We start from the raw sequence: 23,279 nt of genomic DNA, 5'->3' as shown, positions 1-23,279 counted from the left end.
GCTCGGTGTCGCCGCGGCTGTGGTGGCGCCGGAGTGCGCCGTCGGCTGGCCGGTCTGCCTGTTGCCCAGCGTCGCCCCCGCCGCCCGCCCAACCGTCCGCTCGCCCGCCGTCGGACGAGGTGAACACGCTGGCCACGCTGTCGGTTGTGTTTGCGTTCCTGCTTGCCCCGGTGGGAATCGTGTTGGGCCACTTCGCCATCAAAGACATTCGCCGGCGGGGCGAGCGCGCCCGGATCGAAGGGGTTGGGCCAACTGGGACCCGGCCAGCTAGCCGTCATGAGAAGGGGTCGTAGTCAGCGTCGTTCGCGGGCGTCCTCGGAGGCGGTGTGGTGCCAGCCGGCGGTTGCGCGAACGGCGGAGGCCGATGCGGGACGGGCGGCGGGAAGGCAGCGGATTGCGGAAAGGTCGATGCGGTAACGGGCGCAGGCCTGCCCTGGCGGAAGTACGCGTTGGACTCCGGCAGCGCGAGCAACACCGCGGAGGCGACCGAAATGATGATCGTCGCGACCGCGCCCACCTGCAGCAACTGACCGAACCACGCCACCGACCCGCCGGGGTCGACGACGAAAACCGCTGCGCCAGCGGCCAATCCGAGGCCGCAGAAGACCCACGTCACGATCCTGGCCCGGCTGCGGCCGCGATCGTCGAGCACACCCAGCGACACCACCAACGCGGCGACGACGATCAACCCGGCGGCCGTCGCGACCAGCACCGGCCCCGACGTACTACCGCGTGCACGGAAATCCGAAATCGCCACCAGCACGGCGATCGCCGCCGCCAACAACAGCGCGGCGATGCCGGCGAACACATAGCTCCCGAAAAACACGGCGGCCGGGGACATACCCGCGGCCGCCTTGGCCGACGACGCCGACGGCCGGATGGACGGTGGCGGCGCCATGGGCGGTGGTGGCGCGGCGGGCGGTCGCGGCGTAGCTCGCGGCGGCGGCAGGCCGGGCGAAGCCGGCGGGCCCCACGATGGCGACGGCGAAACCGGTTGGGGGCCGAAGGGATCGGAGAAGGGATCCTGGGAATGGTCTGACATCGTCAACGCCTCCCCGGCAAGCCTGCCGGTCGCCTACGACGCCACCACAGCGCGCCCCCGACACCGATCCAGGCGGCCAACGGCAACGCGATCGCGGCGTACATGAGCGGACTCAGCGACGTGCCGAATACCGACTTCGGCATGGGAATGAGCACGCCCGGATCGCCCTTCCACACCTGGCTCATGGGTCGGGCACTGGTCAGGCCGCCCAGCCAGACCTGCTGCGCGGAACTCTGTTGCGGCGAACTCTGCAGCCGCGGGCCGAACAGCGAACCACTTGCGGTTGCGGGCAGGTTGGGGTGATCTTTGGCGAAGTCCTTCGGCGTCATGTTGACCATCGGGATGTTGGTGAAGTCGACGCCGCCGATAGTCAGTTTCCAGGTGGTGCGGTCACCGGTCTGCCAGCTGTAGGTCGCGTCTCCTTCGTAGAAGGACTTGCGGTAGCGGTCGAACAGTTCCTGCGGGCTGAAGGGTTCCTTCGACGTCCAGGCGTCGATGTTGCCCGAGTCAACGATTTTCGAGTAGGCGGTGGCCTTGGTGGCGCTGCGTTGCCGGTACCACTCCGCGGCGATCCGGCTCGCATACACGCGGCGCAGATCGGCGTATTCGGGCGCGTGATTCACCTCGTCGACGATCTTCGGCAGGATCATGGTCCGGTACAGATCGTCGTTTTGGCGGGTGATTCCGGCGTCCTGGGCGGGGCAGCCGATGCCCGGCTTCAAGTCCATTCCCTCGATCTCGAGCTTCACATCAAGCGGGGCGTCCAGGATGTACATCGAGTCTCCCTGGGTGGACACGCTGGCCGGCAACGGGATGATCCACTTACGTTGCGGCGAAAAGCATTTGGAGCCTTTCAGCGCGTCCAGGAATTGGCGGCCGTCCGGCGTGGCGGGGTCGACGAGCTTCGCCGTGGCCTGCTTCATGGTGTAGTCGGCTTCCAGCAGGATCCGCCCGGCGTCGGTGCGACCGAACTGGGCGTCGATGATGCGGTCGGGTTCGTTCGGGTTGAGGTTCACCGTGAAGGCCGAGGTGGGCAGCGCCAGCCAGACGAAGAACGAATCGGAAGCCATGTAGGCGTTGGCATTTCCACCGAACGACGGTGCAGCGCCGGTTTGCGTATTGGCGGCGAAGGAGTACTGCACACCGTTGCCGTTCAGGTCGGTGTCGGAGATGTAGCGCAGCTGCAGCGTGGAGAAGTCGACGCCGCCGAGCACGCCACCGATCCCGCTGGTAACGGCACCAAGCCCGCTCGCGACGCCGCCGCCGATCCCGCTGGCCACGCCACCGACAATTCCCCCGGTCACCGCGCCGGCGATGCCGCTGACCAGCCCACCCGTGACGTTGGCCAAAACGGTGGCAGCGCCGCCCGTGGCGGCGCCGATGATGCCGGCGACGGTGTTGGCGGCCGTCACGCCCGCCAGCACTCCGGCGTCGACGATTGGACCGACAACGGCTCCCGGATTGATCGGCATCGGACCGGCCGCCTGCCTGGGCGTTTGCGGAGCCGGAACTGGTCGGGGCGCTTGCGGCGCAGGAACCGAACCGGGGGCCTGGGGTGCCGGGCCGGGCGCCTGCGGTGCCGGGGCGGGAGCTTGCTGCGCCGGGGCGGGCGCCTGCTGGCCCGGTGCGGGCGCCGGAGCCGAACCGGGCGCTTGCTGGCCCGGCGCGGGGGCCGGCGCCGAGACGGGCACCGACTCGGGCACCGACTCGGGGTCCTGGGCCGCCTGTTCAATGTCCATGTCGGCGTTGACCTGCCCGGAGACGAAGGCTTGTTCGATTGCCTGGGCCGGCGAGTCCGGAGAAGCGCCCGTAGTTTGATCGGCACCGCCGTTCACGGGGTTCTGCCCGCCGCTGGCGAGTACGGCTTTCCCGGACGGGTCGGGTACACCCACCGTCGGGTAATAGCGGACGAATAGCCGGTCGGATGCGCCCAGGCCTTGGCCGGCGGCAAGCATCGCTTGCAGCGTGGCCGGCGGCGGCTTGTCCGGGAAGATGTACACCACGCGACGGCCGGTCTGCTGCGCGATGCGTAGGAAGTCTTCGAGCTGCGCCTTGTCGACGGCCCCGGTCTTGATCTCGACGATTTCTTGATCGTTGTGGAAGTCAGGGCGGCGGTTGATCGAGGTGCCCTTGATCTTCCGGTTGCGGATGTATCCGTTCTCCGTCAACTTCAGCTCTTGATCGAGCGCGGTTTCGAAGCTGGTGCCGGTGTTGCGATTGTTGAAGGCGCGCACGTAAGCGTCGCGATAGTCCGCCCAGCTCAGTGGATTCGCCACGGCGGGGGCCCGTTGGTTCTGGTAGACCAGCCAGCTCTTGTAGAGGTGTTGTTCGGTGCCGGCTTTGTACTTGCCCCTGGTATTGATATCGATCAAAGCCGCGCGGCTCGGTGCGGGTAGCGCAGAGAGGCCATTGGCCGATGGAAAGGTATAGGTGAGCGGGGTCTTGCCCGGCGGCGGATCCTGGTCGGCGGAGTATCCGGGCAGTTTCGGTGCGGGATCCGCAATGGCCTGGCGCGTGGGCGTCAGCAGCGACGCCAACACCAGAACCAGGGCGGTCGCAACGACGCGACGCCAAATCAGCCAAACCCGAGCCATGTGCGGCCCTCCCCGTCGGACTTCGCGCTCGAAGGCGAAGCACAAGATGTCGCGATCCTAAGTGAGGTTGACGGGCTTGAGAATTCAGCCGACCCATTCGTCGTAGTACGCGCGGGTATCGCCGGGATCTTTATGCCTGACCATGGCGGAGAGCAGATGGTATGGCGCCGTGAAGCCGGCGTCGTCGTTGAGCTGAATCTTGAAGTTGGCGGTAATCGAATCGCCCTCGTCGGCGAAGTCGCGGTAGACCCATCGGGACGGATGGCCACGGCGCAGCATTTCGCCCAGGGTAATAGGAAGCGCCATCGACGAAGTCGGCATTGGCCGGAGCATGGAAAGCCTCGACCGTCGGCGTCACCTGCAGCACGAGGGCAGTGAGTCGGCCGATGCTGTCGGGACTGTAATCCCAGTTGCCACCGTTGCGGGCCGCCCAATCGGCGAAATGTTGCTCCTGGTGAGCCAGCCAGTCATCGAGCACCGTCGAGGGCGGCGGAGCATTGAACAGACCGTCCGCCAGGGTGCGCTCTTTGACCGGGGACCACCCAGGATGCGCCTCGGCATGATCCTGGACGACCTGCCGCCAGCGCCCGTACACGGCCACCAACACCGCACTCTCATCGGCCAACGCCTGCAGCAACAGATGCGTCGGCGACAACGCCTCCAGCCCCGATTCGGAGTCGGGGCGGATGATCGGAAAGCCCGTCGCATCGGGTTCGCCCGCACTGTCGATCCGCCAACGATGCTCAGATAGCCGCCGCCGCAGTCCGGGGTCATCAACCGCGACACCCGCGGGCGGCTCGGCGACCCAGTCCCACCGCCCACCACCGACACGCATCAAGGCCTCACCCAGATACGCCACCACCCCCGCGGTGAACGACTGATTTGCGTCCTCGAGCGCCTCAGCCGGATCGGCCAACCGATCGCGCGCCGCGGTCTCCAGCGCCGACAACGATGCCTCGGAATAATCCAGCGTGACCGATCCACCCAGATCGACATCGCCAGTCATGTCGATAAGCAAGTTGATCCGGTCCAACCACCAATCCAGCGGCCCACCCTCCACCGCACCCTCCCAATCGGCTCGGACGGCTTTCCAGCAGACTGCCCGGCGACGACGATGCGCCTCCTTGCAACGGTTTTCGCGCGCGATCTGTTGGATCAGCGGAGTGAAGTCAACCGACCCATTCGTCGTAGTAGGCGCGAGGACGCCCGAGGTCGCCACGCTCGAGCATGAATGACAGCAAATGGAACGGACCGGTAAAACCGGCATCGTCGGTCAGCTGAAGTTGAAAGTTCGCGGTGATCGGGTCGCCCTCGTCGCGAAACTCGCGGTACACCCAACGCGAGGGGCAGCCGCGCCGCAATATCTCGCCCAGGTAGTAACAGGCGCCGTCGACGAACTCGCGATTAGCCGGATCTCGAAGCGCGGCCACGGTCGGCGCTTTCCGCGATACGAGCTCGGTCAACCGGTTAATGCTGTCGGGACTGTAATCCCAGTTGCCACCGTTGCGGGCCGCCCAATCGGCGAAATGTTGCTCCTGGTGAGCCAGCCAGTCATCGAGCACCGTCGAGGGCGGCGGAGCATTGAACAGACCGTCCGCCAGGGTGCGCTCTTTGACCGGGGACCACCCAGGATGCGCCTCGGCGTGATCCTGGACGACCTGCCGCCAGCGCCCGTACACGGCCACCAACACCGCACTCTCATCGGCCAACGCCTGCAGCAACAGATGCGTCGGCGACAACGCCTCCAGCCCCGATTCGGAGTCGGGGCGGATGATCGGAAAGCCCGTCGCATCGGGTTCGCCCGCACTGTCGATCCGCCAACGATGCTCAGATAGCCGCCGCCGCAGTCCGGGGTCATCAACCGCGACACCCGCGGGCGGCTCGGCGACCCAGTCCCACCGCCCACCACCGACACGCATCAAGGCCTCACCCAGATACGCCACCACCCCCGCGGTGAACGACTGATTTGCGTCCTCGAGCGCCTCAGCCGGATCGGCCAACCGATCGCGCGCCGCGGTCTCCAGCGCCGACAACGATGCCTCGGAATAATCCAGCGTGACCGAGCCTCCCAGATCGACATCGCCAGTCATGTCGATAAGCAAGTTGATCCGGTCCAACCACCAATCCAGCGGCCCACCCTCCACCGCACCCTCCCAATCAGTCCTACAGCTTCGCCGTCAAGCGATGATCCGCATCATTATCTCCCTCAAGAGGAGTCCGGACATGTCACGCTGGCATCCATCGACGCAGTGCCCGATAGTCGTAGCAACAAAAGTCGCAGAGGTGGGGATACATGAGCACGCGCCGCCACATCATCGTCAGCGGTGACAACGCGCTCGCGACAACGATTGCCGAGGAACTGAACCGCGCCGGTGCCACCATCGTCAAGCTGCACAGCGAGGAGCTCGTCGCCACCGATCTCGCCCGCGCGCACGCCATCGTCTGCGCCGGGGACGACGACGCGAAGAATCTCGAAATCGCCTTGCTGGCAAGGAAAGCGAATCCTCGTGTGCGCGTGGTCGCCCGACTGGGCAACGACGTGCTGCGCGGAGCGGTGGCCGCCGACAACGGTCCCGGGGCCATCCTGGACGTCGCCGACCTCGCGGCGCCGTCGGTCGTCGAAGCCTGTCTGGCGAGCAGCACCCACCCGGTCGAGGCGGCCGGCATCAAATTCCTGGTGTCGGGGGCCGAGGCGCCGCGCGACGCGACCCTTCGTGAGATCTACGGCGACCTGGCACCGGTGGCCGTGATCCACGGCGCGAACTCCGCGAGATCCGACGAGGTGGTGCCCTGTCCCGGACGAGATCACGAAGTGCGCAAGGGCGACTGGACCGCCATGATCGGCAGCGCCGACGAGCTGGCCGCGCGCGGCATCAAGACTCCCCGGCCGGCCGCGACCCGCTCACGCCAGTCATGGATGCGGCGGATTTCCGACGCCGCGCGGGCGATGCGCGACGACGTCAATCCCATGCTCTTCCCCGCAATGCTGCTCGCGCTCAGTCTGTTGCTCGCGTCGACGGTCGTCGTGCACTTCTCGTACACGCGGCCGCGACTGTCCTGGCTGGACGCGATGTACTTCACCGCGGAGACCATCACCACCGTGGGTTACGGCGAATTCACCTTCCTGCACCAGTCCGCGTGGCTGCGAATCTTCGCCGTCGCCTTGATGTTTTCCGGCGTAACCACCACCGCGCTGCTCGTCGCATTCCTGGCCGACTTGCTGCTGTCACGCCGCTTCCTGCAATCGGCCGGGGTTCGGCGCGCGCGCCATCTGCGCAACCACATCATCGTCGTCGGGCTGGGCTCGTTCGGCAGCCGCGTCGTCGGCGACCTGACCGCCGCCGGATATGACGTCGCGGTGATCGAACGCGACGAGAACAACCGATTCCTCTCCACCGCAGACGAACTCGACGTACCGGTGATCTTCGGGGACGCAACGCTGCGCCAGACACTCGAGGCGGCCCGCGTCGACCGCGCCCGGGCCGTCGCGGTGCTGACCCAGGACGACATGGTCAACATCGAGACCGGAATCGTGCTGCGCGAGATGCTGGGTCCCAGGGTGATGCCCGAGGTCAACCGGCCCGATGTGCCCATCGTGCTGCGCATCTACGACCGCGCCCTCGGCGATGCGGTGGCCAAGCGGTTCGGCTTTGAGAACGTTCGCTCGACCGTCGACCTGGCGGCGCCCTGGTTCATCGGTGCCGCGATGGGCCTGCAGGTGCTGGGCACGTTTTCGATCGGGCAGCGTTCGTTCATGGTCGGCGCGATGCACGTGGCGGCCGGCAGCGAACTCGACGGGCTGCGCATGTTCGAGATGTCCACCCAGACCCGGGTCATCGCGATCACCCGCCGGGACACCCCTGTCGAGCTGCACCCTCGTCGCGACGCCTGGCTGCGCGGCGGCGACACCGTCTATCTGGTGGGGCCGTATCGCGAGCTGCTGGAGACGCTGCGCAAGGGGCAGCCGCCCCAGGAGCCTGCCGCCGACGAGCGTCCGGTGGACAAAGCGGCGACCTAACGCTCAGCGCACCTGCGGGCCGAAGCGGATCGGCCACCGGATTCGTCCGGTGGCCGGCCGTGCCGGGCGCACCATCCGGCCAGCTCATGGCGGGCGGCGACGGTCACCGGATGCTCGTCGCCCAGCACCCGCGCCTCCTCGTCGACCAGCGCCTCCCACGCCGCGACCTCGTCCTTTACGCCGGCCAGGTCCGGGGCCCACAGCGTGAACATGTGCCGGGCCATCAGCAGGTGAACGTGGTCGTCGCCCAGCTTGTCGCGCAGCTCGCGGATCAACGGTTCGAGCTCGGCGACGGCCGTGGGGACGTCACCGGAGCGGCCCCGCCAGATCGCCAGCATCAACCGCGTGCCGAGGGTGTCGGCGTGGTCGTCACCCAGCACGCGCCGCCGCGCGGCGAGTACGTGTTCACCCTCGGCCAGCGCACCGACGAAATCGCCTATCTCCCAACGCTTCTCGGCGATTTTCTCGCGGGCGACCAGCACGCTCTCGTGTTCGGCGCCCAACACGCGCTGTTCGTCGGCGAAAAGCTGCGACCACTCGGCGAGCGCTGACAGCGACGGTTGTTGCCGGCCCGCCAGGAGGTGGCGGGCGGTCAGGGTGCTGAGGTGATCGCGCCCGAGCACCTCGACCAGGTCGGGGATCAATCGGGCGAACTCTTCGTAGGCGACGGCGTCGTCGCCGGCGCGCAGTTGCACGGTGGCCAGCGACACCTTGAGTTCCAGCACGGTGGGGTGCCGCTCGCCCAGCGTCGCCCGGCACAGGGTGACCAGCTCGTTCGCCTGCCGCGCGGCCCCGGCGTAGTCGCCGTTGCTCGCGCACTCGGTCATGAGCCCGGTCAGTACGGCTAGCGGGGCGGGCAGCTCCTGCTGCGTCATGCCGCTAATGAAATCGCCACCGCGTCGGCGCGGCAATTCACCCGATTTGACCTGCAGCGTTGCCGTAACTCTAGAGCCGTGCTGCCACGTCCGCGGCGCGACGAAGCTGATCGACATCCGAGCTGGTCGGGATCAGCTGGACCTCATCGGTGCCGATCTCGGCGAACCTGCGCAACACGTCGAGCAGCTCGTCCTCGCTGCCGGCCCAGCCGGTCATCGGTGCCATCGCGTCGACGTAGTCGGCCGGTATCCAGTTCATGTAGCGGCGCAGGTGACGGTGGATCTGGTCGCGGGACGCCTCGGGCGAGCCGAAGGCGAACCAGAACGAAGTGATCAGGTGGGGTTTGGGCTTGCCGGCCTGCGCCCAGGCCGCCCGGGTCACGTCGAACAGCTCGTTCTGCTTGGCCACGTCGAGGTCCAGGGTGGTGCCGGCCAGCCCGTCGGCCCACGCGGCCGCGCTGCGGATGGTTTTCGGTCCGATACTCCCGACGAACAGCGGCGGACCGCCGGGCTGCACCGGCGCCGGGCCGACCGGCAGCACCGAATCGGAGGTCTTCTCCCCCGCCCAGACCCGCTTCATCACCGCCACGCGTTCGGCCATGCCGCGCATCGTCTGCGTCGCCGGATCGGCGCCCACGGCGTGGTAGTCCTCGTGCCGACCGCCCACGCCGATGCCCACGGTGAGCCGGCCGCCGCTGAGCAGGTCGCCGGTCGCTAGCCCCTTGGCGAGCATCACCGGATCGTGTAGCTGCGGCACGATGACCGTGGTCAGCAGCCGCACCCGCTTGGTCCAGGCGGCCAGCGCACCCAGCAACGTCAGGTTGTCCGGGTTGTCGAACGCGATGCGCTCACCCCAGCACAGCGACGAGAACGGCCCCTCGTCAATGGCGCGCGCCCAGGTCTCGAGCACGGTCGCATCCAGATCCGGCTCCATCACCGGCATGGTCATCGCAATCTGCACGACGGCGATTTTGGCATGTTTCTAATGCAGCCCATCAGTGGAACCATGGACCGAGTGGCGTTCACCAGTAGTTCCATCGCGCATGTCCGGCTGACCGTGACCGATATCGAGCGGTCGCGGCAGTTCTACGAGAGCGTGTTCGGCTGGCCGGTTTTGATCGAGGTCCCCGACAACGCCGATGAACCCACCCGCAACCAGTTGAGCTTCCTGTACGGCGGCGTGATCTACGACCTCGGCGGCACGCTACTCGGTCTGCGCCCGGTGGCCGCGGACCGCTTCGACGAGGATCGCGTCGGCCTCGACCACATTGCCTTCCGGCTCGCCAGCAAAGACGAATTGGATTCGGCGGCAGCACATCTCGACGAACTCGGTGTCGGTCATGAGCCGGTCAAAGACATCGGACCGTCCTACATCCTGGAGTTCCGTGACCCCGACAACATCGCCCTCGAGCTAACCGCGCCGAAATAGCGCGGCGTTGTCGCGCCCGGCGGACGGTGGTTGACTGGAAAGAACTATGACCATCAGTTTCAACCACACCATCGTCGCGTCACGCGATAAACGAGAATCAGCCGAGTTCCTCACCGAGCTGTTCGGCCTGCCCAGCCCAAAGCCCTTCGGCCACTTCATGGTCGTCGAACTCGAGCACGGTGTAAGTCTCGACTACGCCGACGCCCCGGAAGGCGCGGACATCCCGCGCCAGCACTACGCGTTCCTGGTGTCCGAGCAGGAGTTCGACGCCATCTACGCCAGGATTTCCTCACGCGGGCTGCAGCACTGGGCCGATCCGGGCGCCAACCGTCCCGGCGAGATCAACCACAACCACGGTGGGCGCGGGGTCTATTTCCTGGACCCGTCCGGCCATGCCATGGAGATCCTCACCAGCCCGTACGGATCGGCGGGCTGAGCGGAAACTTCGCTCAGTCGCCGGTGCGCGCCGTACCGTGCCGCTGGCTTTCCTGCCGGCGATAGTCGTCGGCCAGTTGCGCGACATGCTTGGGCAGGGCACCGGCGGCGACGTCGGCCAACGTCGTTTCTTCGAGCACCGAACGCATGCTGGCCCGCAGCGCGCGCCACACGTCGGTGAGCGCCGCCGTCGGACCCGAATACGGTAGATCGCCCAGCCCGATGTCACGGACGCTGGCCAACGGTCCGTCGATGCAGCGCAGCACGTCGGCGATGCTGATGTCTTTGCCGGGACGGGCCAATTCGTAGCCGCCTTCACGACCGCGGTGGCTGCGCACCAGCCGGTCGGTGCGCAGGTTGGTCAGGATGTCGACGAGGAACTGCGGCGGGATGCCCTGGGCCTGGGCCAGGTCGTCGGTCTTCACCAGCGTTCCGTCGGGCACCGTGGCGAGCTGAATCATCGCCCGCACGGCATACTCCGCCTTCGCCGACATGCGCACTCACAGGATTGTGCCACCCGGCGGCACAATATCGGTGCAGCCTGGCTGACCTGGCGTGCTACCCGCTCGATTCGAGCAGGTCGATGACCCGCTGCGCCTGCTCCTCGACGGTACCGTCCGGGGTCAGACGCAGGTCGGCATTCACTGGCGCCTGATACGGGCTGTCGATGCCGGTGAACTGGGTGATCTCCCCCGCCCGGGCTTTGGCGTACAGGCCCTTGGGATCACGCTTTTCGCATTCCTCGATCGGGGTGTCACAGAACACCTCGAAGAAGTCGAAGCCGGCGTCGACGTGCACTTGGCGCGCCAGTTCGCGTTGCTCGGTCAGCGGACTGATCGCCGGCACCAGCACGACATTGCCGGCGTCGGCGAGCAGCGCCGCCACGTGTGCCAGCCGGCGCAGGTTTTCGGCCCGGTCCGCCATGGAAAAGCCCAGGTCGGCGTTCAAACCGTGTCTCAGGTTGTCACCGTCGAGAACGTAAGCCAGAGAACCCTTTTCGAGCAGCTTCTGCTCCACCAGCATGGCCACCGACGACTTGCCGGATCCGGACAAACCGGTGAACCACACCGTCTTGCCCCGCGGCCGCGCCTCGGCGATGGCGGATGGCTTGTGCCGCACGGTGTTCGGGCTCGCCGCCTGCGCCGAAGCGTCGCGCAGCACCATGCCGGCGGCCACCGTGCCGTTGGTGTGCGGGTCGATGAGGATGAACGAGCCGGTGCTGGGGTTGCGGGTGTACTCGTCGAGCAGCAGCGGCACCTGGGTGCGCAGCGAAATGCGACCGAGTTCGTTGAGCTGCAACGCCGTTGCGCTCTTGTCGCGATGCAGGGTGTTGACGTCGAGCCGGTAGTCGAGCGCGGTCACCTTCGCGTGCGTGGTCCGGGTGGTGTGCTTGATGACGTAGTCGCGGCCGGGCTCGAGCGCCGCATTGTCGGCCATCCAGCACACCGTCGCGTCGAACTCCTGCGCCACCCTGGGCTGATTGTGGGTGCGGGCGATCAAATCACCGCGCGAGATGTCGATCTCGTCGGCCAGGGTCAGCGATACGGCCATCGGCGGAAACGCTTCTTCCACCGGACCATTCGGCCCGTCGATCGCGGTGATCCGGGTGCGCTTGCCGACCGGCAGCACCACCACTTCATCACCCGGCCGCATGACCCCGCTGGCGACCGTGCCGGCGTAGCTGCGGTGGTCCTGGTGTTCGCGGGTATGCGGGCGGATGACGTACTGGACCGGGAACCGCACGTCGACCATGTTGCGGTCACCGGCGATGTACACCTCCTCGAGGTGCGACAGCAACGCCGGGCCCTCGTACCACGGTGTCTGGTCGGACTTGGTCACCACGTTGTCGCCGTGCAGCGCCGAAAGCGGAATGGTGGCCACGTCGTGCACGTCCAGACGCGCGGCGAAGGCGTGGAATTCGTCCCGGATGGCCTCGAATTTCTCTCTGTCCCAGCCGATCAGGTCCATCTTGTTGACCGCGAGCACGATGTGCTGGATGCCCAGCAGGGATGCCAGGAAGGCGTGCCGGCGCGACTGCTCCAGCAGGCCATGTCGCGCGTCGACGAGCACGATCACCAGCTGCGCGGTCGACGCCCCGGTCACCATGTTGCGGGTGTACTGGATGTGGCCGGGGGTGTCGGCGATGATGAATTTGCGCTTGGGAGTGGCGAAGTAGCGGTAAGCGACGTCGATCGTGATGCCCTGTTCGCGCTCGGCCCGCAGGCCGTCGGTCACCAGCGCCAGGTCGGTGTAGTCGTGTCCGCGGTCCTTGGACGTCTGTTCCACCGCGGCCCACTGGTCTTCCATCACGGCCTTGGAGTCATACAGCAGGCGGCCGATCAGGGTGGACTTGCCGTCGTCGACCGAACCCGCGGTCGCGAGCCGCAAAAGCGTTGTCATCAGAAGTATCCCTGCCGTTTGCGGTCTTCCATGCCCGCCTCCGAGATGCGGTCGTCAGCCCGGGTGGCCCCGCGCTCGGTCAGCCGGGACACCGCGGTCTCGGCGATGACCTCGTCCACCGTGGCGGCCTGCGATTCCACGCATCCGGTGCACGTGACGTCGCCGACGGTGCGGAAACGCACCGTCGTCTCGAACACGGGCTCGTCGTCACCCGGTTGCATGTTGCGGTCCACCGCCAGCAGCATGCCGTCGCGACGAAATACCTTGCGCCGGTGCGCGTAATAGATCGACGGCAGCGCGATGTTCTCGGCGCCGATGTAGGACCAGATGTCGAACTCGGTCCAGTTGGACAACGGGAACACCCGGATGTGCTCGCCCTTGTGGTGGCGGCCGTTGTAGAGGTTCCACAGCTCGGGCCGCTGCGCCTTGGGATCCCATTGGCCGAACTCGTCGCGGAAGCTGAAGACGCGTTCCTTGGCGCGGGCCTTCTCCTCGTCGCGGCGCGCTCCGCCGAAGGCGGCGTCGAACTTGTTCTCCCGGATGGCGCGCAGCAGGGTCACGGTCTGGATCGAGTTCCGCCCCTGGCGTGGCTCGACGACCCGCCCGGCGTCGATGTCCTCCTGGACCGAGGCGATCACCAGGCGAACACCGTGCTCGGCGACCAACTCGTCGCGGGTGGCGATCACCTCGTCGAAGTTGTGGCCCGTGTCGACGTGCATCACCGGGAAGGGCAACCGCCCGGGGCGGAACGCCCGCAGCGCCAGGTGCAGCATGACGATGGAATCCTTGCCGCCCGAGAACAGCAGCACCGGCCGCTCGAACTCAGCGGCCACCTCCCGGATGATGTGGATCGCCTCTGCCTCCAGCGAGCGCAGATGGCTCAACTCGTATTGCCCGGCGGCGGGGGCCACCTTCAGATCACCGGTCATAGCTTCCTTCTTAAAACCTGGCAGAACTGACCAACTTTGGCACTTTAGCAAAATATAAGACCAGTTCCCGTTGGCGCTGTCAACCGCGGGCCGACGAGCCGACGCCTGGTGGCGCGCGCGGCGGCCACCGGACACATCGCGTCAAGAGGCGCGGCGGTACTTTTGCCGCCGGTGACGGGTGCGAAAGCATGGACGGATGACTGCCACCCCTCAACCCGCCGGACCAGCCACACCGAGCGGTCGCGACGTCATCGCGCAGTTCCTCCCCCAGTCCCCCTTCGTGGTCAAGCTCGGCATCGTTGCCGACCGCCTCGAGGACGACGAGGTGCGGCTGCGACTGCCCTGGGACCCGTCCAACGTGACCATCGGTGACATGGTCCACGGCGGCGCCATCGCCACGCTCGCCGATCTCACCGTCATGGCGGCGGCATGGTGCGGAGCGCAGGCGCCGCCCGAATTGCGGGGCGTGACGGTCTCCATGGCGCTGGACTTCATGGCCCCGGCCCGGGCCACCGACGTCATCGGCGTCGGCCGAGTGCTGCGGCGCGGCCGCTCGCTGGTCAACTGCGAGGCCGAGATCATCGACCCGCAGGGGACGCTGGTCGCTAAGGCGCTGGCGACCTACAAGGTCGGCTGACCGGCTAGAGCGTCACCTCGTCGAGCTTGCCGGTGGCCACGTCGAACACGAATCCGCGCGCGGAGACGTGCTTGGTGACGAACGGGCTGGCCTCCAGGCGGCGCAGCGACTGCCGGACGTCCTCGGCGAGGTCGGCGAACGCCTCGGCAGCCCACCCGGGCTTGATGCCCGTCTCCTCCTGGATGCTGCGCTTGAAGTCGTCATCGGTGAAGGTGAGCATGCCGCAGTCGGTGTGGTGGATCAGGATGATCTCCCGCGTTCCCAGCAACCGCTGGCTGATGGCCAGCGAGCGGATGACGTCGTCGGTGACGACCCCGCCGGCGTTGCGGATGACGTGGGCCTCCCCCTCGTTGAGGCCGAGGATGCGATAGACATCGAGCCGGGCGTCCATGCACGCGACGACCGCGACATGTTTGCCCGGCGGCATCGGCAGTGGCCCTTCGAAGGTGCTCGCATATTCGGCGTTGTTGGCCAGGTAATCATCGGTAACCGTCACGCAAGCCTCCTTGGGAGTGTCGCGGCCCGAAACGTGCGCGTTTGCTGCACGGCCTCGGTGCCGCGGTGGATCCTAACAACCGATCACACGCGATTCACCGGTGAGAATCAACCGGATCGAAAGCGGACCGAGCGCACCCGACGCCGCAACGCGCGACGCCGTGCTGCCGGCTCGATAGCCTGTCCCAATGCAACGTGGGGTGTGCGGACGGGCATGACTCGATTTCTGGCACGCCGGTTGCTCAACTACGTTGTGCTGCTGGCGCTGGCATCGTTTCTCACGTTTTGCCTGACGTCGGTGGCCTTCAGGCCACTCGACAGCCTGCTGCAGCGCAGCCCGCGGCCGCCGCAGGCCGTGATTGACGCCAAGGCCCACACACTCGGCTTGGACGAGGCGATACCGATCCGCTACGCGCACTGGGCCTCGCACGCCGTGCGCGGCGACTTCGGCAAAACGGTCACCGGGCAGCCAGTCGGGACCACGCTTTGGCGTCGCGTCGGAGTCACCCTGCGCCTGCTCGTCATCGGTTCACTGGCGGGCACCGCGCTGGGCATCGCGGCCGGGGCGTGGGGCGCGATTCGGCAGTATCGACTCAGCGACCGCGTCGTCACCCTGGTGGCGCTGCTGGTGCTCAGCACGCCGACGTTCGTGATCGCCAGCCTGCTGATCCTCGGTGCGCTGCGGGTGAACTGGGCGCTGGGCGTTCACGTCTTCGACTACACCGGGGAGACCTCACCGGGGGTTACCGGCGGGGCCGGTGCGCAGCTGCTCGACCGGTTGCGCCACTTGGTCCTGCCGTCGCTGACCCTGGCGCTGGCCGCCGCGGCCGGCTACAGCCGATACCAACGCAACGCGATGCTCGACGTCCTCGGCCAGGACTTCATTCGCACCGCGCGCGCCAAAGGGCTGACCCGCCGGCGCGCGCTGGTCAAGCATGGGCTGCGGACCGCCCTGATCCCGCTGGCCACCCTGTTCGCCTACGGGGTGGCGGGCCTGGTCACCGGAGCGGTGTTCGTGGAGAAGATCTTCGGCTGGCACGGCATGGGCGAATGGCTGGTGGCCGGCATCGCGACGCAGGACACCAACATCATCGCGGCGATCACCCTGTTCTCCGGGGCGGTGGTGTTGCTGGCCGGGCTGCTCTCGGACGTGTTCTACGCGGCCCTTGATCCGCGGGTGCGGGTGTCATGACCTCTGAGACGAATGCCGATGGCGCCCATGGGTTTTCGGGCCACGAAGTCGCGGATTTCACCTCACGGCGCACCCTGGTGCTACGGCGGTTCGGTCGCAACCGGTTCGCGGTGGCGTCGCTGGCGTTGCTGGTCCTGTTGTTCGTCGGCTGCTACGCGCTGCCCGCGGTGCTGCCGTACTCCTATGAGGACCTTGATTTCACCGCGCTGTTGGCGCCGCCGAACGCGCGGCACTGGCTGGGCACCAACGCGCTGGGTCAGGACCTGTTGGCGCAGATCCTGCGCGGCATGCAGAAATCGATGCTGATCGGCGTCTGCGTCGCGGTGATCTCCACTGGCATCGCCGCCACCGTCGGGGCGATCTCCGGCTATTTCGGTGGCTGGCGCGACCGCGCCTTGATGTGGGTGGTCGACCTGCTGTTGGTGGTGCCCAGCTTCATCCTCATCGCCATCGTGACGCCGCGAATCAAGAACTCGGCCAACGTGTTGATGCTGGTGCTGCTGCTGGCCGGGTTCGGGTGGATGGTCAGCTCACGCATGGTGCGCGGCATGACCATGAGTTTGCGTGAACGCGAATTCATCCGGGCCGCACGGTATATGGGGGTATCGAGCAGTCGCATCATCCTCGGCCACGTGGTGCCGAACGTGGCTTCCATCCTGATCATCGACGCCGCGCTCAACGTCGCCTCGGCCATCCTGGCCGAAACCGGCCTGAGCTTCCTCGGTTTCGGTATCCAGCCGCCGGACGTGTCGCTGGGAACGTTGATCGCCAACGGAACCCAATCGGCGACCACCTTTCCGTGGGTGTTTCTGTTTCCGGCGGGCGTGCTGGTGCTGATCCTGGTGTGCGCCAACCTCACCGGCGACGGACTGCGCGACGCGCTCGACCCCGGCAGCGCGGGGCTGCGGGGTGGGGGCGGATGAGCGCGCTGCTCGAGGTGACCGACCTGGCGGTCACCTTCGGAGCCGGCGGCGCGCCGGTGACCGCGGTGCGCGGCATCAGCTATCGCATCGAACCGGGAGAGGTCGTCGCGATGGTCGGCGAATCCGGTTCGGGGAAGTCCGTTTCGGCGATGGCGGCCATCGGACTGTTGCCCGAGTACGCGCGGGTGCGCGGCTCGGTCCGGTTGCACGGCACCGAGCTGCTTGGCCTCGGCGACGACGCCATGTCGCGGTTTCGCGGCAAGACGGTCGGCATGGTGTTCCAGGACCCGATGTCGGCGCTGACGCCGGTCTACACCGTCGGCGATCAGATCGCCGAGGCGATCGAGATCCATCAGCCGCGGGCGGGCAAGAAGGCCGCCCGCCGGCGCGCGGTGGAACTGCTCGAACTAGTGGGAATCGCCCAGCCGGAACGGCGCGCCCGAGCGTTTCCCCATGAGCTGTCCGGCGGTGAGCGGCAACGGGTGGTGATCGCGATCGCGATCGCCAACGACCCCGACCTGTTGATCTGCGACGAGCCGACCACCGCGCTGGATGTCACGGTGCAGGCGCAGATCCTCGAGGTGCTCAAGACGGCCCGCGACATCACCGGCGCCGGGGTGCTGATCATCACCCACGACCTCGGTGTGGTCGCCGAGTTCGCCGACCGGGCGTTGGTGATGTACGCCGGGCGGGTCGTCGAATCCGCTTCCGTGCGTGACCTTTACCGGGACCGGCGGATGCCCTACACCGTCGGGCTGCTGGGTTCGGTGCCGCGACTGGACGCCGCTCAGGGCACCCGGCTGGTGCCGATCCCCGGCGCGCCGCCGTCGCTGGCCGGCCTGGATCCCGGCTGCCCGTTCGCGCCGCGCTGCCCGCTGGCCATCGACGAATGCCGGCTCGAGGAGCCGGAATTACTTGCCGTCGGCACCGATCACCGGGCGGCCTGCATCCGCACCGAGCAAGTCGACGGCCGAAGCGCCGCGGACATCTACGGCGTGAGCACCGAAGCCCACCAAGCGGAATCGGCCGACGGCTCGGTGGTCGTCGCGGTGCGCGACCTGACCAAGACCTACCGGCTGACCAAGGGCGTGTTGCGCCGCAGCGCCGGCGAGGTCCGCGCGGTCGACGGCGTCAGTTTCGAGCTGCGGCAGGGCCGCACCCTGGGCATCGTCGGTGAGTCGGGTTCGGGCAAGTCGACCACTCTGCACGAGATCCTGGAACTCACCGGCCCCCAGTCGGGTTCGATCGAAGTGCTGGGCACCGATGTCACCACGTTGAGCACGGCGCGCAGGCGAGCGCTGCGGCGCGACATCCAGGTCGTGTTCCAAGACCCGATCGCGTCGCTGGATCCGCGGCTACCGGTGTCCGAGTTGCTGGCGGAACCCCTGCGGGCCAATGGGTTCGACAAAGGTCGCACCAACGTGCGCGTCGCCGAGCTGCTGGAAATCGTGGGTCTGCGCCGCGCCGACGCGGTCCGTTACCCCGCCGAATTCTCCGGCGGCCAGAAGCAGCGCATCGGCATCGCCCGCGCGCTGGCACTGCAGCCGAAGATCCTGGCGCTCGACGAACCGGTGTCCGCGCTCGACGTATCCATCCAGGCCGGGATAATCAATTTGTTGCTGGACCTGCAAGAGCGGTTCGGCCTATCTTATCTGTTTGTCTCCCATGATCTTTCGGTCGTCAAACACCTGGCTCACGACGTCGTGGTGATGTATGCCGGCGCCATCGTGGAGCAGGGTGACAGCCGGCAGGTCTTCGCCGATCCGCAACACGAATACACCCGGCGGCTGCTGAACGCGGTGCCGCAACCGGATCCGGGCAGACGTGCCTAGCCGGGCGGTCCTGGCGCGTCGGGGGATCCGCTGCGCGGCAGCGTGTTTCGCGATGATGCTGGCAATCTCGGGTTGCTCGCCGGCCGTCAGCCTGATTCCCGAAACGGGCCAGAACGCGCAGATCGGCTCCACGAGCGACCTCAACCCGCACGATCCGGCCACTCTGCAAGACGGCGGCGACCTGCGACTGGCGCTCACCGACTTTCCACCGAACTTCAACATCTTGCACATCGACGGCAATTCGGCCGACGTCTCGGCGATGATGAAGGCCACCCTGCCGCGGGCATTCATCATCGGCCCCGACGGCTCCACGACGGTCGACACCGACTACTTCACCAGCATCGAGCTCACCGGCACTGCGCCACAGGTGGTTACGTACACGATCAACCCCAAGGCGGTGTGGTCGGACGGCACGCCGATCACCTGGGCGGACATCGCCAGCCAGATCCACGCCCTGAGCGGTGTCGACAAGACCTTCGAGATCGCCGGACCAAGCGGTGCGGACCGCGTCGCCTCGGTGACCCGGGGCGTCGACGACCGGCAGGCCATCATGACCTTCGCCAAGCCCTACGCCGAATGGCGCGGCATGTTCGCCGGCAACGGAATGCTGCTGCCCAAGAGCATGACGGCCACCCCGGAGGCATTCAACAAGGGCCAGCTGGAGGGTCCCGGACCGTCGGCCGGACCGTTCGTCGTCTCGTCGTTGGATCGGACCACCCAGCGGATCGTGTTGAGCCGCAACCCGAAATGGTGGGGCGCGCGACCTCGGCTGGACACCATCACCTATCTGGTGCTCGACGATGCCGCGCGGCTACCGGCGCTGCAGAACAACACGATCGACGCCACCGGGGTCGGCACCGTCGATCAGCTGACCATCGCCCAGCGCACCAAGGGGATCTCGATCCGGCGCGCGCCCGCGCCGGCGTGGTCTCACTTCACGTTCAACGGCGCCCCGGGCTCGATCCTGTCCGACCGGGCGCTGCGCGTCGCGGTCGCCAAGGGCATCGATCGGCAGACCATCGCCAAGGTCGTCCAGTACGGCCTGACCAGTAACCCGGTGGCGCTGGGCAACCACATCTATGTCGCGGGGCAGCAGGGCTATCAGGACAACAGCTCGGTCGTTCCCTACGACCCGGCCGCGGCCAGCCGGGAGCTCGACGCGTTGGGCTGGAAGCGGACCGGCCAGTTCCGCGAGAAGGACGGCCGGCAGCTGGTCATCCGCGATTTGTTCTACGACGCCCAGGGCAGCCGGCAGTTCGCCCAGATCGCCCAGCACAGCCTGGCCCAGATCGGGGTCAAGCTCGAGCTCGTCTCCCGTTCCGGCAGCGGCTTTTTCACCAACTACATCAACGTCGGGGCGTTTGATATGGCCCAGTTCGGTTGGCTCGGCGACGCCTTCCCGCTCTCGGCGCTGACCCAGATCTACAAGTCGGACGGGGAAAGCAATTTCGGCAAGATCGGCAGCGAACAGATCGACGCCGCCATCGAAAGCACCCTGGAAGAACTCGACCCGGCCAAGGCGCGGGCGCTGGCCAACGATCTCGACAAGCTCATCTGGGCTGAGGGATTCAGCCTTCCGCTGACGCAGTCGCCCGGGGATGTCGCGGTGCGCGGCATGCTGGCCAATTTCGGTGCGGCCGGTCTTGCCGACCTCGACTACACCGCCATCGGGTTCACGCGGAATTGAGCCGCCGGCGCAGCCGATTCGGGATCGGCAGCGCGCCCTCGACGACGGCCGCCGCTCCGAGCGCCTTCCACAGCAGTCGCACCTCGGGGCGCGGGGGCAGCGCGTCCAGCGCCGACGCCCGCGCGGCAAGCCCTTTCAGGTCGCCACGCCGAACCGCGTCGGCAGTGGCGAGCGCGACGGGCTCGCGAAAGTCCAGCGCGCTGTGCGCCATGCTCGGCAGGCTCAACAGCACCGCATTGGGTAGCAGCGACGCCACGCGTTGGGCGACCGCCGGTGGGGTGATGAGATCCCGCCTACCCGAAACCACCGCGGTGGGCCAGTCGAAATTCGGCATTTCGGTCGGCAGGTCATAGGGTTCGTCCTCGAAAGTGACTCGCTGCGTGCGCGTTTTGCTTTCCGCCACGGCGGGGTCGAGCGGCAGCCCGTCGGGTTCGGCCGCATAGTCCAGTTCGCGGAACGCGATGCGGCTTACCAGGTCTTCCTCGTAGCGAAACGGCAGGTTGCCCAGGGTGGTGAACCGGGACAGCGCCCACCACAGTAACTTTCGGCCATCGAGTAGCAGGTCGAGTTGTCGTTCGAGCAGGTCGGCCCCGCCGTAACCGTAAATCGTCGCCACGACCTGCGTTGCCGCCGCATCCATGATCCCGGCGTCGACCAGCTTGCGCATTTTGGGTGCCACTGAAGCGGTTTCGGGGCTGTCCCCCTTCAGCAGCAGCCGGCGAATCGCGCGGCGCACGATCACGATGTCGTGCCGGGACAGCAACGGCGAATCGAGCACCATGCCCCGCACCCGCTGCGGATGTCGCACCCCGACTCCGGCGGCGATATAGGTGCCGTACGAGGCGCCATAAATGACCGCCGACTGCGCTTGCGCGTCGTCGAGCACCGCGGCCACGTCATCGACCACCTGGTTCACGGTCATGGATTGCGGGGGCAGATCGTCGCCCGAGTCGTCGTGCCGCGACATCCCCACCCCGCGGTGTTCGACCATGATGACGTCGAGGCCGGCAGCCGCTGCGCGCCGCCGCAGTCCCTTGTACATCTGCACGGACGCCACGCCCGGACCCCCGGGGATGATGACCACCGGACTGGAAGACTTGCGGCCGGCGCGCACGTAGTACAGATCGAACTCTTCGGCGCTGTGCGGTGAGATCGGCCGGCGCACGGGTCGCACGCCGGGCAGTTCCGCCAGCTTCTGCTGCACCCGGCTGCGCTTCGCGTTCATCGTCATTCGCGTGGCCCCACCATGTTCCCATTCTGCAGGCGAGGCGCCGACATGGCATCGAACAGTTCTGACCAGCAGTTTCGGCCTCGGCCGGCCGCGTGGGCTAAGCGCTGAGATCGATGCGGTGCGCGCCCTTGACACCGTCGTAGCGGTCAGGGCTGCAGGTCAGCACGATCACCTGCCCGTGGGTTCCCACGGTGTCGAACAGCTCGCCCATCTTGGTCAAGCGATCCGGGTCGGTGAAACCGAGCGCGTCGTCGACCACCACCGGGACGGCGTCCTCCTTGGCGACCAGGGCCGCGCCGGCCAGCCGGGCCAAGATGCCGAGCTGCTCCTTGGCCCCGCCGGACAGGGATTCGTACGGCACCGTGATGCCGTTCAGTGTGCGGCTGCGGATGCACAGGTCGCTGTCGATGTCGACCTCGAAGCTGGGGCCGAACACCGGACGCCCGAGTCGCTGCAGTTCCGCACGATAGGGCTCGACATATCGACGGCGGGTGGTGTCGCGGTGGCGCGTCATCACCGAGCGCAGCAGTTGCGCCGCCCGCGCGCGGCCGCCCACCTGGGTGTGCTCGCTGGCGGCGTGCTCACGCTCCGTCTGTGCGGCGTCGAACTTACCCTGGCGTCCCTCACTGCCGAACACCGAGAGTTCTATGGTGATCTCGCGCAATGCGCGCGCGGCTCCTTCGTAGCGCTCGCGCAGCGAGTCGGCTTCCTTTGTCGCGTCGGCCAATTCGCTGGCGACCGCATCGGGCGCGGCCGCGGCCAGCGCTTCGGCGACTTCGGTGACGCGTTGCTGGGCGGCCTGCGCCGCGCTGCGCGCCGTGTCCGCCGAGGCCGCGAGTTCCGCATCGCCGGCGGATGCCCGCTCGGCCGTCAGCCGGCCGGCGGCGGCGTTCAGCTCGGCGCGCTGCGTCGCCAAGGTGTTCTGCAGAACGGTTGCGCGCGTGGATAACTCGGCGAGCGCAGTAGCCGCTGTGGCAGCGGCCTGACGGCGAGCCTCGTACTCGGTCGACGCGTCCTCGCGGGCCTGAAGCACCGCGGTGAGTTCGGCGCGTGCGGCCCCGATGTCCACGGGCGCGGCACTTGTCTCGGCGGGGTGTGCGGCGCGCAGCTGGGTGAGCCGCGATCGCAGCTCCTCGATCCGCTCTTCACCGCACAGGCCGGCCAGGGTGGCGCCGAGTTGATCACGGGTGCTCTGCAGCTCGCGGCGACGTTGGTCGGCGGATCGTGCGGCGTCGAGGTCGGCCACCTCGCCGGCCGCCAGCGCTGCGACCAATTCCTCCTGTGCCGCAGCGTGTTTGGCGTGCACGTCCAGTGTGTTCGCGCCCGGGTTGACCCGGGCGGTCAGGACGCCGGGGACCGTCACCTCGGTGGGTCCGGCGGCGGTGGTCGTCCAGCTCTGCCCGGCCGGCAGCGAGACCTGCCGGCCGCCGACGATGAGTTGAATGTCCGCCGCCGCGGTGAGTTCGAGGGCCGCCGAGGTCAGCGCCAACTGGTCGCCGGTGCGGTCGACGGCGGCCGCGGCGTCCTCGATGCGGCGCAGCACCGGCTCGGTGACCGCGA

At 67.5% G+C, this 23,279-nt stretch carries 20 protein-coding genes; 8 read left to right on the top strand and 12 right to left on the bottom strand.

The features are described from left to right. Positions 1–274: 274 nt before the first annotated feature. The 4 genes from A5659_RS24110 to A5659_RS24095 form a co-directional block, all read right to left on the bottom strand. Entirely contained in the window at positions 275–1,042 is a 768-nt protein-coding gene (locus A5659_RS24110) for a hypothetical protein (protein ID WP_156749348.1), read from the bottom strand. 2 nt (positions 1,043–1,044) lie between these two features. After that, positions 1,045–3,636 carry a hypothetical protein gene (locus tag A5659_RS27950; RefSeq protein WP_067022982.1) on the bottom strand — a complete coding sequence of 864 codons (2,592 nt, stop codon included), beginning with the start codon at positions 3,634–3,636 and terminating at the stop codon, positions 1,045–1,047. 130 nt (positions 3,637–3,766) lie between these two features. After that, positions 3,767–4,669 carry a hypothetical protein gene (locus tag A5659_RS24100; RefSeq protein WP_156749347.1) on the bottom strand — a complete coding sequence of 301 codons (903 nt, stop codon included), beginning with the start codon at positions 4,667–4,669 and terminating at the stop codon, positions 3,767–3,769. A 136-nt stretch (positions 4,670–4,805) separates the two neighbouring features. After that, positions 4,806–5,726: a hypothetical protein gene (locus tag A5659_RS24095; protein ID WP_156749346.1), complete on the bottom strand. Its 921-nt coding sequence runs from the start codon at positions 5,724–5,726 to the stop codon at positions 4,806–4,808. 203 nt (positions 5,727–5,929) lie between these two features. On the opposite strand from A5659_RS24095, the gene A5659_RS24090 reads away from it, so the two are divergent. Further along, positions 5,930–7,654, top strand: coding sequence for an NAD-binding protein (locus A5659_RS24090; RefSeq protein ID WP_067022970.1), 1,725 nt, complete (start codon positions 5,930–5,932; stop codon positions 7,652–7,654). On the opposite strand, the gene A5659_RS24085 is transcribed toward A5659_RS24090, so the two are convergent. Together A5659_RS24085 and A5659_RS24080 are read right to left on the bottom strand one after the other, a co-directional pair. Beyond that, entirely contained in the window at positions 7,651–8,529 is an 879-nt protein-coding gene (locus tag A5659_RS24085; protein ID WP_067022967.1) for a tetratricopeptide repeat protein, read from the bottom strand. The two genes, A5659_RS24090 and A5659_RS24085, sit on opposite strands and share 4 nt — an antisense overlap. Positions 8,530–8,599: 70 nt before the next feature. Beyond that, positions 8,600–9,478: an LLM class flavin-dependent oxidoreductase gene (locus tag A5659_RS24080; protein WP_067023005.1), complete on the bottom strand. Its 879-nt coding sequence runs from the start codon at positions 9,476–9,478 to the stop codon at positions 8,600–8,602. Positions 9,479–9,535: 57 nt separating this feature from the next. Between A5659_RS24080 and A5659_RS24075 the strand changes: the two genes are divergently transcribed. Both A5659_RS24075 and A5659_RS24070 read left to right on the top strand, forming a co-directional pair. Continuing rightward, on the top strand, positions 9,536–9,958 hold the full coding sequence (locus tag A5659_RS24075) for a VOC family protein (RefSeq protein ID WP_066873576.1): 423 nt from the start codon (positions 9,536–9,538) through the stop codon (positions 9,956–9,958). 46 nt (positions 9,959–10,004) lie between these two features. Beyond that, positions 10,005–10,394 carry a VOC family protein gene (locus tag A5659_RS24070; protein WP_066873573.1) on the top strand — a complete coding sequence of 130 codons (390 nt, stop codon included), beginning with the start codon at positions 10,005–10,007 and terminating at the stop codon, positions 10,392–10,394. A 13-nt stretch (positions 10,395–10,407) separates the two neighbouring features. Here A5659_RS24070 and A5659_RS24065 read toward each other — a convergent pair whose 3' ends face one another. The 3 genes from A5659_RS24065 to cysD are packed head-to-tail and all read right to left on the bottom strand — an operon-like array spanning position 10,408 to position 13,722. Then, the gene (locus tag A5659_RS24065; RefSeq protein ID WP_066873570.1) at positions 10,408–10,893 is read right to left on the bottom strand and encodes an RrF2 family transcriptional regulator; all 486 of its coding nucleotides are present in this window, start codon (positions 10,891–10,893) and stop codon (positions 10,408–10,410) included. 58 nt (positions 10,894–10,951) lie between these two features. Further along, positions 10,952–12,793, bottom strand: a complete 1,842-nt coding sequence (gene cysC / locus A5659_RS24060) for an adenylyl-sulfate kinase (protein WP_066873567.1) — start codon at positions 12,791–12,793, stop codon at positions 10,952–10,954. Continuing rightward, on the bottom strand, positions 12,793–13,722 hold the full coding sequence (gene cysD, locus A5659_RS24055) for a sulfate adenylyltransferase subunit CysD (protein ID WP_066873564.1): 930 nt from the start codon (positions 13,720–13,722) through the stop codon (positions 12,793–12,795). The genes cysC and cysD overlap by 1 nt, the downstream gene beginning before the upstream one ends. A 196-nt stretch (positions 13,723–13,918) precedes the next feature. Here cysD and A5659_RS24050 point away from each other — a divergent pair, with 196 nt between their 5' ends. Next, entirely contained in the window at positions 13,919–14,359 is a 441-nt protein-coding gene (locus tag A5659_RS24050) for a PaaI family thioesterase (protein WP_066876296.1), read from the top strand. Between the two features lie 4 nt (positions 14,360–14,363). Here A5659_RS24050 and A5659_RS24045 read toward each other — a convergent pair whose 3' ends face one another. Then, on the bottom strand, positions 14,364–14,855 hold the full coding sequence (locus A5659_RS24045; RefSeq protein ID WP_066873558.1) for a carbonic anhydrase: 492 nt from the start codon (positions 14,853–14,855) through the stop codon (positions 14,364–14,366). 213 nt (positions 14,856–15,068) lie between these two features. Here A5659_RS24045 and A5659_RS24040 point away from each other — a divergent pair, with 213 nt between their 5' ends. The 4 genes from A5659_RS24040 to A5659_RS29040 are packed head-to-tail and all read left to right on the top strand — an operon-like array spanning position 15,069 to position 20,488. Further along, positions 15,069–16,046: an ABC transporter permease gene (locus tag A5659_RS24040; RefSeq protein WP_066873628.1), complete on the top strand. Its 978-nt coding sequence runs from the start codon at positions 15,069–15,071 to the stop codon at positions 16,044–16,046. After that, on the top strand, positions 16,043–16,969 hold the full coding sequence (locus tag A5659_RS24035; RefSeq protein ID WP_066873555.1) for an ABC transporter permease: 927 nt from the start codon (positions 16,043–16,045) through the stop codon (positions 16,967–16,969). Before A5659_RS24040 ends, A5659_RS24035 begins: the two co-directional genes overlap by 4 nt. Next, positions 16,966–18,801, top strand: coding sequence for an ABC transporter ATP-binding protein (locus A5659_RS29045; RefSeq protein WP_067021593.1), 1,836 nt, complete (start codon positions 16,966–16,968; stop codon positions 18,799–18,801). The genes A5659_RS24035 and A5659_RS29045 overlap by 4 nt, the downstream gene beginning before the upstream one ends. 52 nt (positions 18,802–18,853) lie before the next feature. Continuing rightward, positions 18,854–20,488 carry an ABC transporter family substrate-binding protein gene (locus A5659_RS29040; RefSeq protein WP_197498185.1) on the top strand — a complete coding sequence of 545 codons (1,635 nt, stop codon included), beginning with the start codon at positions 18,854–18,856 and terminating at the stop codon, positions 20,486–20,488. Here the strand turns inward: A5659_RS29040 and A5659_RS24020 are convergent. Both A5659_RS24020 and A5659_RS24015 read right to left on the bottom strand, forming a co-directional pair. Then, a complete protein-coding gene (locus A5659_RS24020) occupies positions 20,475–21,719 on the bottom strand; it encodes an alpha/beta hydrolase (protein ID WP_067184779.1) in 1,245 nt (414 codons plus the stop codon). The two genes, A5659_RS29040 and A5659_RS24020, sit on opposite strands and share 14 nt — an antisense overlap. Before the next feature lie 97 nt (positions 21,720–21,816). Beyond that, the coding region (locus A5659_RS24015) for an ATP-binding protein (protein WP_369829401.1) at positions 21,817–23,279 on the bottom strand (1,463 nt) is incomplete at its 5' end.

Origin of the sequence: Mycobacterium sp. 1165196.3 (genome assembly GCF_001673415.1) — a bacterium.
Lineage (GTDB): Bacteria > Actinomycetota > Actinomycetes > Mycobacteriales > Mycobacteriaceae > Mycobacterium > Mycobacterium europaeum_A.
Note: the sequence above shows the minus strand (reverse complement) of the source record. Positions and strands in the feature narration are given on the sequence as shown.